The following is a 12021-nucleotide window of genomic DNA, read 5'->3' as shown; positions in this document are numbered from 1 at the left end:
CTCCGTAGTATTTTTATTTAAATAAGTATTTTGACGACCGTCCCCGATACTTTAACTACTTAGCTCGGACCGTACGTTTTTAAGACCTCAACCGTGAATTAATATAAGGGCCTTTAAAAAAACATAAAAAAATTCATTTCCTAGTAGCCAATGAATTTAAACACTAAAAAATGGATTTGGATAAGATGATTGATTTCTTAAAAAGGTGGGGTCGACCAGTAGTTGATTTCTTAGCGCGTAAACACCTTGACGAAAATGGCAACTGCTTACGCTCTGGGTTAGCTTTTCCCTCCTTAATAAAATTTTTGGGGTATTAGTACCGCAGACACTATAAAATGTTATCACTAATGTTTTTATATTCATATAGGTAGAGTGAAAAAATATGTATTATTTTGGAACGAATTTTATTAATGCACTAAATTTTAATCTAGTGCATGGTTACCTAAATATCATCGTAAAATCATAGTTCATCGATCTGAATACTGAAAATTTTTAGATTTTTAGGGATGAATTTTGTTAGTTTTTTGTACTATTTTATACACTTTATTTATATGAATATAATATTGAAATGCTATTACACAAGAGTTACACTTTAGAGGTATGAGTAAGAGGATTAATTAATACATATTAAGGAGTAGGTTTATGTAAACTAAAAAGCGTTTTAAGATGTATAAGAGTGGTAAAAAATGGCTTGTTGCAGCAATCGTTGCCGGGGGAATGGCAACAGCTGGTAGCGTGGCAAGTGCGAACGCCGATGAAGTCGCAACGGCTAACGCTCCAGCACAAGCCCCACAAACTGAACAAGTTCAAGAAACCACACCGGCCGCAGCGAGCACGGCTGTTAAAGTGGATAGTAGTGCTGCAAAAGTGGCTAGTACGGCATCAAATGCAGCAGCTAACTCGTCAGCTCCAAGTAGTAGCACAGTCTCAACACCAGTAGTGGATAAGTCGACTGAAAAAGATAGCCAAACTACAAAAAATGCGGTTGTGGATGATAAGAAAGATATAAATGAATCTACAGCTCAAAGTTCTGAAAATAGCCAAAAGGATATAAAGAATAATGATGTAACTAAGGAATCCACAAAAAGTGTGCAAGACAGTAAAAAAGATTCCGGTACAGTAGGTACGGTAAATTGGACCCTTGATAACCAAGGAACTTTACATCTAAATAGTGGTCATCTAGACATGGTATACGGTGACAAAGAGTGGAACAAAAAAGATGTAAATGTTATTCAGTTTGATGGTGACGTTTATTGGGATACGATGCCATCGTATACGGAAAGATATTTTGGCGGTTACGATAACCTAACAAGAATTGTAAATGCAGACAAATTACACTTTGGAGAAGACTTAGATACTATTGACTTTTCAATAAACCCACAATTAAAAACAATTGAAGGAATTGAAAAATGGGATACAAGTCACTTGAAAAACTTGAACTCCATCTTCATGGGTGACACGAGTTTAAATGATTTGGATCTTTCGAATTGGAATACTAGTCAAGTCACTGATATGGTGTATACGTTTGCTGATTGTACCTCATTAAGCAAATTGAATGTTACGGGCTGGGACGTATCTAAAGTAGAAGATTTTGGTAATATGTTTCAAGACACTGCTAGCTTAACTAAGTTAGATTTAAGTAGTTGGAAAACTGCACAAATCAACGGCGTTCATGGTACTCATGAGTATATAGGCATGTTTGATGGTTCAAGTATTGAAGACTTAGATGTGAGTGGGCTTCGCATTGATAGAGTTATGGATTTATCTTATTGCGACTATTTAAAGAGTGTTAAGATTGGTCCGGTTAACCCAGGTGCAGATTTTTATATAGGGTATAAACAAGACCAAAAATGGAGGGTTGGAAGTACGGGAAAGGTTTATACTTATGATGAAATTGAAGACTTCCTCAATAAAAACGGTAGTGACAAAGCAGAGACGTATACGTTAGTTACAAACGACGATAATCAACCAAACAACGATAAAGACGACTCTCATAGCAATAATTCAGGTCAGAATGATGGCAAGAATGATACCAACAACAATAAGCCGGACCAAAATGATGGCAAAAACGATACTGACAACAATAAGCCGGACCAAAATGATGGCAAAAACGATGCTGACAACAATAAGCCGGACCAAAATGATGGCAAAAACGATGCTGACAGTAATAAGCCGGATCAAAATGATGGCAAAGACAATGCTGACAGTAATAAGGCAGACCAAAATGATGGCAAAAACGATGCTGACAGTAATAAGCCAGACCAAAATAACGGAAAAAACAATGCTGACAGCAATCAACCAAGCCAAAATGATGGTAAGGATAATGCCGGCAACAATTCATCAAATGCAAATGATGTAGATAATGGAAAGCACGCTAATGGCAACGGCGCTGCTGTAAACAATGGGCAAGCAACCGACACTAACAACCAACAAAACGGTGGAGCAATCGTTGATCCTAATGGTGGTATTAACAACGATAATGCTGGTGCCCAATCCAATGCTGTGTTTGCGCCACAAGATCGTGCGAACGGCCAAACTCGTTCTAACCAAGCATCTGCCAAGACTTTGCCACAAACAAATGAAAAGAAACAATCCACAACTTTGCTTAGCGTAATTGGCTTAGCAATGTTAAGTCTATTGGCGGTAGTTGGCTTGGTTAAGAAACAACGTAAAAACTAGATAATCGCTTTTTAAAGATTACAAACATATTAAAAGACGAATTCAGAATTTCTGGACTCGTCTTTTTTGTTTACTTTAGATTTACAAACTCTAAAGTTGTTTGATTTAAAGTTTTAGCCCATAACCAACCCTAAACACGATTAACCAACTTGGGTAACGGTTGAAGTACCAGGGCAGAATGGTAATAAATTCGAACTTGTTTTAACACTATAAAGTGCTTATCTTTGTGTTAATATATGCACGTATAATAAACTGTACAGTGATTTAAATTGGATTTATAAAGATCGGAAATTAGGACTATGATTGTTGAATTAGTGCTGAAAATAAAACTTTTGGTAATGAAAAATAAAGGTAGGTATGTAAAAAAAGTTGAATAACTGCCTATGCGGCTTGTGTGTGCAAATATTGTTATTTTAAAAGTTGGATAATGGTTTTGAAAACTTCTTAACCAAGCTTGGCGACAAATTTAAGTTACGTGCTCGAATTTAGGAACCGGCGCGAAATCCCATTAAATCAACGTTGAAGATAATTTGGGGGCTGCTTTTAAGAATGGGAAAAGGATAAATTAACTTGTTTTTTTAAAGGTTACGGGCTACTGGAAATTATTTTTTATCAGGAGTAAAATGGTAAAAAGTTTAATAAACGATACATTAATTTTGGTAGGCGTAAATCGTTCGGAATCGAATGGTAAAAGGTTAATATTTTGGTAAAGTTCGGGGTTTTGAGGCGGTAAAATCGCGAACTTTTTTCGTTTGTAATAATATATATACATCACCTAATTGACTATATTTTGTTATCAACGGGGTAAAAAACCTTTATTGTCGACTTATAACAAGACGCGAGGTGCAATATGAGTGCAAATATAAATATTGGAAAATTAATTAAACAAGTTCGTAAGGAGAGCGGCTTAACTCAAGAAGAATTAGCTGAAAAAAGTGATTTATCAGTCAACTTCATTTCGCGAATTGAAAGAACCGATAACCAAAACATTAGTTGGAAGAATATTGAAGCAATTGCGGCTGCATTGGGCTTAAACACCGTCGAACTTTTGCAGGTCAATGAAAACCGTCAGCAGCATCGGGGATTATATTTAACTAAGTTAATGCGTATTTTAGAAGATATGAATGAGTTAGAAGCAGAAGAGTTATCTAAGAATATTATCGACATTATTGAATTGTTACAACCTAAAAGCAACGGTTAGTAGTGCAAAGTCGGAGAAGCTACTCGTGCCTTAGTAATTAAATTGTAAATTACGTGTGAAATTAGATCGGAAAAGCGGACAATTGCTTTTTCCGGTCTTTTTTTGTTGGGAGGGCGGTTCCAAAAATCGTGGCTTATTTTAATAAAGCGCGTTCAAGATCCGGTTGCTTTGCTATAATACCCATAATCAATGCTTGGATTGGATTAGAAAGAAAGGAGCTACGATGTTATCAATTGACCACGTTAGTAAATACTTTGGAACACACTGTGCCGTCAACGACGAAACTTTTGAGGTTCGCCCTGGTGAAATTTTAGGGTTGATTGGGCAAAACGGAGCGGGGAAAACAACTACGTTTCGGATGATTTTAGATTTTTTAACGCCTGACGAAGGAGAAATTAGTTGGGATGGTCAGCCGATTAGCCAGCTAAAACGGGATTGGATCGGGTATCTTCCAGAAGAACGGGGATTATATCCTAAAATGACTATTGAACAGCAAGTCTTGTTTTTCGGTCAGTTGCACGGAATGAAAAAGCGGGCTATTTTAACTCAGTTGGACGAATGGATGGACCGGTTTCAGGTGAAGGGAAATCGTAAAGAGAAAATCAAGAATTTATCAAAAGGAAACCAACAAAAAGTTCAGTTAATTGCGGCGTTAATTTTCATGCCTAAACTAGCGATCCTTGATGAACCTTTTTCGGGGCTGGATCCGGTAAATGCGGGATTATTGAAGGAAGGGATTCGGTTTTTACGCCAAAATGGAACCGCGATTATCTTTTCAAGCCACGACATGACGAATATCGAAGATCTATCGGACCAGTTGGTAATGTTAAAAGATGGTCAGGTAGTTCTCAATGGGAAGGTTAACGAAATTCGCCAACGCTTTGGGGATACGCGAGTGTATCTGCGTACGGACCGATTTACGGCGACAGATTTGGCAGCTGTTCCGGGAGTTCAGCGAGTTACTACGCGGGCGGGCCGGTTAGTTTTAGAACTAACGGAACCCACAGTTGGCCATCAAATTTTTGAACTGGTAACGCGTGATGGTTATCTACAAGAATTTAGTCAACAACCGCCTACTTTAGACGAGATTTTTAAGATTAAGGCTGGTGACCCGGAATGAATAAATTAATGATTATCGCGAAGCAAGTTTTAAAAAAGAACGTCACCAGTTTTTCTTGGTGGTCGCTGGTTTTATTGCCGCTGATTATAGCTGGAATCATGGTAGGAATCGGTATTTATAGTGGCCATAAAGACTCTAAAGCTACCGTGGCAGTGGTGGCTCCGCCGGAAATCGTGAAGGAGCTTTCTGCTACGCAGCACGTGGATTTGCGCTACCGGGAGTACTCTACTAAAAAAGATGCTGAACGGGCATTAAAAAGTACTAAAGTTGATGGGATTCTGACCATCGATGCACACATGCAGCATTCAAAATTAACGATTAATAAAAAAGGTGCTGACGTTGAAGAAGACGATGTGCAACAAGACTTAGCGGTTTTGAATACGGCCAATACGGCTAAAGCGCTGGGGCTAAGTCAGCAACAGTTGGCTCAGCTGTTACGAACGCCGGAGCTAACTACGAAAACGGTTAGCCTTAAGAAGGGACGGGTGACCACGGTTAACTCCGGTAACCGACAGTTAAAGATGATCGTGGCCCAACTGATTGCGTTGCCGATGTACATTTTCTTAATTAGTTACGGAAACGTCATTGCCCAAGAAATTGGTACTGAAAAAGGTTCCCGAATTGAAGAATCAATTTTAACCGCAGTGAAGGCGAAGACCCAATTTTACGGTAAATTGCTTGGCGTGGGGCTGTTGACGTTAATTCACCTACTGGTTTATCTGTTAGTCGGGGTGGTGGTTTGGTTAACCAGCGGTCAATCCGGCAAGTTGCACAATTTAATTAGCCAAATTCCGTGGCACGAAATCGATCTGCTTTTCCTCAGTATTTCAATTGGCTTTTTCATCCTGGGAGTTTTTACGTACGCAATTTTAGCGGCCCTTTGCGGTTCGTTGGTTACCAACCAAGAACAAATTGCGCAAGCGGCGGTGCCGGCAACTTTGATTGCGATGTTTGGTTTCTTTGCGGCAATCCAAGCTCCGGATAGCCAAGGAATGGTAACGACGGTTTTAAGTTACCTACCGTTTACCAGCCCGATGGTGATGCCGGTGCGTTACGGCGTTGATCAAGCAAGTCTGACCGCGGCTGGCGTGGCTGGAGGCATTAACGTTATTTTTTTATTGGCCTTTTGCTGGTTGAGCGCTAAAGCTTACGAACGTAACGTGCTCGTTTATAATAACGAAGGAATCTTTAAGGCGTTTCGGCGTAGTTTACAAATGAAACGCAAATAGCATTAATTCCCCAATGTGGTTGATAAGCCTTGGAAATTTGTGAGTAGGTAACTAGGACCGAATTTTGAAATGCTTACCCTTGATTCACCACTGGGAAAGCTAACTAAATTAAAACGCTCCTTAAGAAATTAATCTTAAGAAGCGTTTTTAGTTTCGCTAGTTATTAACGAAGGCTAGTCGTTCAAGTTATATCTTAACTTCATGTGTGCTGAGCCCAAGGTGACCATTTCACCAAGTAACTTAGTTTGACGAGTGAAGGATTCGTGAGCTAATTTTTCGTTAGCTGCTTCCAGATACTTCACTGGATCGCTTTGCGTAGCGAAGTTTTGGTCAGTTTCGTTTTGGATGTGCCGGTACGCACCCATTGCTTCAAGTTCGAAGGTGTTGCGGAGGTCGACGTACAAATCGTAGTCGGTATCTCCAAGGAGGGCGGTCGTACAGCTTAACCAGTACATGTTGTTAAGGTCAAACGTGCCGGTGGCGTTTTTATAAACGTCCGGAGTGTCGTTGACGTTCGCGTAGAACGGAACCACCGTATTAAACGTGTTGGCGCCGTAAGCTAGCCAATGAATTCCAGCGATTTCAGCGGGCACATCGTTACGGATTTGTAAAATGTGCACGTTGTGGTTCCGGTTGATTCCGATTGGCCGGAAGAGTTTCTTTTGGTCTTCGGTACCGTTACCGTAAGGATCGTATTCCGTATTTTCAAAATGCGAACTCAAGACAAACTTAACGTCTTCAATTGAAATCTTCTTGTCCGCATGGCAAATGAATGGCAAGTCTTGGTCCATTGGGTCGTGTTCGATTTCGGGATTGAAGTATTTTTGTCCGTACCAAGTCCGCGGGTTGTTGTAAACCGTGTCTTTAATCGATGCACTACCGAAAATGTGGCGGAAGTTGTACCCGTCGTAATCAGGGTTAAGGTGGTATTTTTCAATCAAATCCTTCAAATCTGCCGAGCATAAGGTATCTTCCGAGTCAAAATCAAAGTGGTCGATGTTCATCCGGTTAGGTGCAACTACGTAGGCATCATCAGGGATGCGAACTGCAGCCCAGTGGTGTCCGCCGATGGTTTCAAGCCACCAAACTTCTTCGTTGTCTGAAAAGGCAATTCCGTTAGGTTCGTAGGTTCCATACTCTTCTAGGAGTTTGCCCATTCGTAAAACGCCTTCCCGGGCGCTGTGGATGTATGGTAAAACTAGCGTAACAATGTCTTCTTCACCAATCCCACCTTCTACGTAAGGGTCAATTCCGAGGATACGGGAATTAGTAGTAATGGTTTCGGTAGCAGACATTGCGACGTTTTCGCTGTTAATGCCGGCTGCGGGCCAAATTCCGTTCGTTAAAATGGAATTTGGCATGGAAGTGTAACGTAACGGGTTGTCGGGAAGCTTAATCTCAACTCCACTGATTACGGCACGATAATTTTGCGGTTGTTCATCGGGATTAACAGCGACAAAACGTTGGGGATCGAGGGCTTCGTGGCCGTCGTCGTTCCGCGAAATGATCGTTGAACCGTCGATGGAGGCTTTTTTACCAACTAAAATAGTGGTACAAGAACCGTGAATGCGTTTGTTCATTGATAAACACTCCTTTATTGTTTTATATAACCATTATATAACTTTTGCACAAAACTCACAGGAACAATAGACGAACAATATTTATTTGATGAACCTTTTTTGTAAAATAAAGTTCGTTATTCATCTTTTTAAACGCTGACTATTATGCTAAAATGTTCGTTATAAACCGAAAATAATTACTGATATAGTGGAGGATGAGATGAAGGAATTTGAGTCGCAAGTTTTACAAGAAGAACGACTGTCAACACCAAAGACAATTTTATTGGCTTTTCAGCATTTACTAGCAATGTACGCGGGGGATATTTTAATCCCGCTTTTAATTGGGGCAGCGTTGAAATTTAACGCCCAACAAATGACGTATTTAATTTCCGTGGACATCTTTATGTGCGGAGTGGCGACCTTCTTACAAATTAAGCGTACGCCGCTCACCGGGATTGCCTTACCTGTGGTGTTAGGATCGGCGGTGGAATACTTAGCGCCGATGGAACACATTGGGAACACCTTCGGTTGGGATTATATGTACGGAGGAGTAATTGCCGCTGGAATTTTCGTCTTCTTGATTAGCGGGCTCTTTGCACGGTTACGAAAATTTTTCCCGGTGGTGGTAACCGGTGCGTTGATTACCCTGATTGGGTTTACGTTAATCCCGGTCGCCTTTCAAAATATCGGGGGCGGGAACGTCGCGGATCCTCACTTTGGTAGTGCTAGCAACTTGATTTTAGGTTTTGTAACTGCATTAATTATTATTTTGATTCAGGTTTTCACGCACGGATTTATCAAACGAATCTCGGTTTTAATTGGGATCGTGGTAGGATCCTTAATCGCCGTATTAATGGGATTAATTGATCCAACACCGATTAGCCAAGCAAGTTGGTTAAAAATTCCGCTGCCGTTTTACTTTGCGACTCCGAAGTTTGAATGGTCTTCTATCTTAACGATGTTGTTGGCTGCGGTAACTTGTATGATTGAATCTACCGGTGTTTACTTTGCATTAGCCGACATTACCGAACGAAAACTAACGGCGGATGATTTAAAGCGCGGTTACCGCTCGGAAGGGATTGCTGCAATCCTAGGCGGAATCTTTAACACTTTCCCGTACTCGACCTTTTCCCAAAACGTGGGGATTGTGCAACTATCCGGAATTAAAAAATTGCGCCCAATTTATTTTTCAGCAGGGATGTTATTAATTTTAGGTTTGATTCCAAAGTTTAGTGCGATTGCAACGTTAATTCCAACATCGGTACTTGGCGGTGCAATGCTGGTAATGTTTGGCATGGTGGGGGCCCAAGGAATTAAGATGCTGGCAGCGGTTGATATGACGGTTAACAACTTGCTAGTAATTGCGGTCTCGATTGGAATTGGCTTGGGGGTAACCACTCAACCAACCTTATTCCACATTTTGCCAGCAACCGTGCAAACCATTTTAGATAACGGGATGGTGGTTGGATGTGTGACGGCGATCATCATGAATCTTCTATTGAACGGGACGAAAGGACTGGACGTAGATAGTGAGCAAAAAGCTGGATAGCTTTTGCGTCTTAACAAAATGGTCGTGGTGCTAAATTCGGTATTACTGCCGTTTTTCAAGCTAAACGGAGCTCCCTAATTTTCGTTTTCGGAAATTTATGGTTTAAAAATAAAATAGTACAGAAAAAGAGGTTGGAAATTTTCCAACCTCTTTTGAGTTCTTATTTAACTTTTGGTGTTTCAGCGATTGTATCAGTCTTGCCTTTAGCAAATTTTTGAATCGCTACGATCCGTGCTTGACGGCGACGACGTTCGCGTTTGCCAGAAACTTTACGTGCACGGGCGAATGAATTATATGGTGACTTCATGGTCTTCCTCCTCAGCAAAAAAATAATCAATTACTATTTTATGATGAATAATGGAGAAAAGCAAATAAATTATTAAACGGATTGCCGACTAGCATTCATGCGGGTTACGATTCGTAACGATAGTTGACCGAAGACCCGGATAAGGATTACTTGAATTGGCAATTGAATAAGGTTGCTGATAATCCGCGCGGAATTATAATACGCAGCCGCGGCCGCGCCAAAGTAAATCGATTGCCAAATAAAGTTTAGTCCCATGATAACCACCACCATGACCAACAGGCGGGCAATCAAAATTCGCCACCAGTCAAATTTGCCTTGGTATAAGAAAATCGACTGAATAACGTTACCGACCATGGCGCTAATGGCCCAGACGGGAAGGTATGGGCCAACCGGGTTAGAGAAGTAACCGACCGTGTCGCTAACTAACCCAAATACAATTCCGGCCCACGGGCCAAACAAACCGGCAACGATGGCCGATGGAATATATTCGAAACTAACCAAGGTGAACTGGGGCGTTAGATGAATAGTCGTGTAACGAGCCAACACAACATCTAAAGCCGCCAACAAAGCCATCATGGTTAGGTTTCGCACGGAAAAAACACCCTTAATACTAAAAAAATCCTTCATGCAAATCCCTCCATTTCTTTATTGGCCGCAAAACGAAAAGGAAATAGCATGAAAAATTCCCTCTTCAACGGCGAGATGCGGAACCGATATCGCTGCTAGGCATTCGTTCGTCGAACAACTCTCCGTCTCGACGACACTTAACGCACCGATTCCTACTCCATTGATAGAGCTAAATTCATTGTAGTCTCTTTTATTGGGATTTCAAGATAAAAAGTTTTCGGTAAGCGAATCGGAAATTAGCTATAATGGAAGGGAGCGAAGGAAGAAAGCACAAACGAATGGAGAAAATATGCGATACCGAATTGAAAATAATTTAGAAGAAATCATTAGCGCACAAAAGGTTTTACAACGGTTAGGAGCCAGCCAGCGGCTAATGCAAAAAATCCGGCAGGACGGTCGGTTAGTTGATGAAAACGAACGGACGGTGGCGTTGAAGGATAAAATTATGCCCTTTGAGCCCTTTTGGATTGAATTGCCAGACGAAAAATCCGACCCGGAAGTGCCGGCTAGCGACCAACCCTTGGATATTATTTATGAGGATGATAACTGGTTGGTGGTCAATAAACCAGCGGGATTAACCGCGGTTCCCGGGCCAAGCAACCGGACGGATACCCTGGTCAACCGAATTAAGGGCCATTGGCAGGCTAACGGGGCGGTGAATTTAGTGCCCCACTTAATTACCCGACTAGATCGTTTCACTAGTGGGGTTACCTTAGTTGCCCGTCACCAAGTGGCAAATAGTTTATTAAGCGAACAAGTTCGCCACCGAAAAATTAAGAAGGCTTACCTTGCCCTAGTAGACGGAGTCGTTAGTGCAGAAAAGGGAACTTTTAACCAACCATTAGGCTTAGCTGATGACGGAATCCACCGGGAAGTGCAAGAAGGAGGGCAAAACGCCACGACAAGCTTCAAAGTCGTGGAACGCTTTGCGAACCAGACCTTGGTACAGGTGCACTTGAAAACGGGACGGACTCATCAAATCCGGGTTCATTTTGCAAACGCGGGACACCCGTTAGTGGGCGACCAACTTTACGGTGGGCCGATGGATCGCGGGATTGAGCGGCAAGCGTTGCACGCCCAATCCATCCGCTTTTTTGATCCGTTTACGAACCAAAAACTATCATTTACGGCTCCATTGCCCGTTGATTTACAAGAAATCGGGATGTAGACAGTCGCAAATGAACAGCTCTAATATTGAGAAGAAATTAATTGATTGAAGAGGTAGTTATGACAACAGAAGGTAATTTTGAAAATGTAAACTTAACGTTGGGAGATCCAGCGTTTGATGCAATGCTGATGCAACTAAATCATGAGGTGAACGGCAGCAACGCATCCGAATATAATTTTATGGGTAACTTGACTCAGGAAGTCGGCGATCAAGTTTGGGCAGTCCCGGCTTACCTAAGCGAAGACTACGCCCTATTTTTCCTATACACCGCAATCGAAACTGGTGACTGGGTGGTGGCTTTTTCGGAAGGAACCCAGACGGACGGCCAGTTTAACCTGGGCACACCGTTAACTACCGGACAGGGATTAAACAAATTGTACGAAAAAAATCCGAACCGGGCCAAGATGGTCTTGAGCTTCGTGAACGATTTAGAGAAGGCCGGCGAAGGTACGTGGCGCATGGTAGAATTGTAAAATTAACGATTTGACTAAAGACGACTAAAACACCGCGCTTCTGGAATTTTAAACATCCGGTAAAACGGTGGAACGGCCGCAAAATGGCGTAATGGAATTATGCTATAAT

General features: G+C 41.5%; 10 protein-coding genes and 1 riboswitch. Of the genes, 7 read left to right on the top strand and 3 right to left on the bottom strand.

All coding sequences use genetic code 11. From position 1 onward, the window contains the following. The first annotated feature begins 666 nt into the window (after positions 1–666). The 4 genes from NYR25_07320 (at position 667) to NYR25_07305 (ending at position 6229) form a co-directional block, all read left to right on the top strand. Entirely contained in the window at positions 667–2679 is a 2013-nt protein-coding gene (locus tag NYR25_07320; protein ID UWF33395.1) for a BspA family leucine-rich repeat surface protein, read from the top strand. Positions 2680–3529: 850 nt separating this feature from the next. Then, positions 3530–3880 carry a helix-turn-helix domain-containing protein gene (locus NYR25_07315; GenBank protein ID UWF33394.1) on the top strand — a complete coding sequence of 117 codons (351 nt, stop codon included), beginning with the start codon at positions 3530–3532 and terminating at the stop codon, positions 3878–3880. Positions 3881–4103: 223 nt separating this feature from the next. Further along, the gene (locus tag NYR25_07310) at positions 4104–5000 is read left to right on the top strand and encodes an ABC transporter ATP-binding protein (protein ID UWF33393.1); all 897 of its coding nucleotides are present in this window, start codon (positions 4104–4106) and stop codon (positions 4998–5000) included. After that, on the top strand, positions 4997–6229 hold the full coding sequence (locus tag NYR25_07305; protein ID UWF33392.1) for an ABC transporter permease: 1233 nt from the start codon (positions 4997–4999) through the stop codon (positions 6227–6229). The genes NYR25_07310 and NYR25_07305 overlap by 4 nt, the downstream gene beginning before the upstream one ends. Before the next feature lie 173 nt (positions 6230–6402). Here the strand turns inward: NYR25_07305 and NYR25_07300 are convergent, their stop codons facing one another. Continuing rightward, the gene (locus tag NYR25_07300) at positions 6403–7809 is read right to left on the bottom strand and encodes a C69 family dipeptidase (protein ID UWF33391.1); all 1407 of its coding nucleotides are present in this window, start codon (positions 7807–7809) and stop codon (positions 6403–6405) included. Between the two features lie 199 nt (positions 7810–8008). Between NYR25_07300 and NYR25_07295 the strand changes: the two genes are divergently transcribed. Beyond that, positions 8009–9337, top strand: coding sequence for a purine permease (locus tag NYR25_07295; protein ID UWF33390.1), 1329 nt, complete (start codon positions 8009–8011; stop codon positions 9335–9337). A 160-nt stretch (positions 9338–9497) separates the two neighbouring features. Here the strand turns inward: NYR25_07295 and NYR25_07290 are convergent, their stop codons facing one another. After that, the gene (locus tag NYR25_07290; GenBank protein UWF33389.1) at positions 9498–9644 is read right to left on the bottom strand and encodes a hypothetical protein; all 147 of its coding nucleotides are present in this window, start codon (positions 9642–9644) and stop codon (positions 9498–9500) included. Positions 9645–9716: 72 nt separating this feature from the next. After that, positions 9717–10271 (bottom strand): folate family ECF transporter S component, encoded by a 555-nt coding sequence (locus tag NYR25_07285; GenBank protein ID UWF33388.1) that lies wholly within the window; start codon positions 10269–10271, stop codon positions 9717–9719. A gap of 66 nt (positions 10272–10337) precedes the next feature. After that, a riboswitch (THF riboswitch) is annotated at positions 10338–10433 on the bottom strand. Positions 10434–10560: 127 nt separating this feature from the next. On the opposite strand from NYR25_07285, the gene NYR25_07280 reads away from it, so the two are divergent. Both NYR25_07280 and NYR25_07275 read left to right on the top strand, forming a co-directional pair. After that, positions 10561–11439, top strand: coding sequence for an RluA family pseudouridine synthase (locus NYR25_07280; GenBank protein UWF33387.1), 879 nt, complete (start codon positions 10561–10563; stop codon positions 11437–11439). 59 nt (positions 11440–11498) lie between these two features. Continuing rightward, positions 11499–11912 (top strand): hypothetical protein, encoded by a 414-nt coding sequence (locus NYR25_07275; GenBank protein ID UWF33386.1) that lies wholly within the window; start codon positions 11499–11501, stop codon positions 11910–11912. The last annotated feature ends 109 nt before the right edge of the window (positions 11913–12021 follow it).

This window comes from Pediococcus acidilactici (assembly GCA_024970065.1).
GTDB lineage: Bacteria > Bacillota > Bacilli > Lactobacillales > Lactobacillaceae > Pediococcus > Pediococcus acidilactici_A.
This window is presented reverse-complemented; position numbering and strand designations above follow the sequence as displayed.

What these genes read in the sequence shown, in the direction of transcription:
- NYR25_07275 (UWF33386.1), top strand. Translation starts at nt 11,499, where the DNA reads ATGACAACAGAAGGTAATTTTGAAAATGTAAACTTAACGTTGGGAGAT.
- NYR25_07310 (UWF33393.1), top strand. Translation starts at nt 4,104, where the DNA reads ATGTTATCAATTGACCACGTTAGTAAATACTTTGGAACACACTGTGCC.
- NYR25_07315 (UWF33394.1), top strand. Translation starts at nt 3,530, where the DNA reads ATGAGTGCAAATATAAATATTGGAAAATTAATTAAACAAGTTCGTAAG.
- NYR25_07320 (UWF33395.1), top strand. Translation starts at nt 667, where the DNA reads ATGTATAAGAGTGGTAAAAAATGGCTTGTTGCAGCAATCGTTGCCGGG.
- NYR25_07280 (UWF33387.1), top strand. Translation starts at nt 10,561, where the DNA reads ATGCGATACCGAATTGAAAATAATTTAGAAGAAATCATTAGCGCACAA.
- NYR25_07295 (UWF33390.1), top strand. Translation starts at nt 8,009, where the DNA reads ATGAAGGAATTTGAGTCGCAAGTTTTACAAGAAGAACGACTGTCAACA.
- NYR25_07305 (UWF33392.1), top strand. Translation starts at nt 4,997, where the DNA reads ATGAATAAATTAATGATTATCGCGAAGCAAGTTTTAAAAAAGAACGTC.
- NYR25_07300 (UWF33391.1), bottom strand. Translation starts at nt 7,809, where the DNA reads ATGAACAAACGCATTCACGGTTCTTGTACCACTATTTTAGTTGGTAAA.
- NYR25_07290 (UWF33389.1), bottom strand. Translation starts at nt 9,644, where the DNA reads ATGAAGTCACCATATAATTCATTCGCCCGTGCACGTAAAGTTTCTGGC.
- NYR25_07285 (UWF33388.1), bottom strand. Translation starts at nt 10,271, where the DNA reads ATGAAGGATTTTTTTAGTATTAAGGGTGTTTTTTCCGTGCGAAACCTA.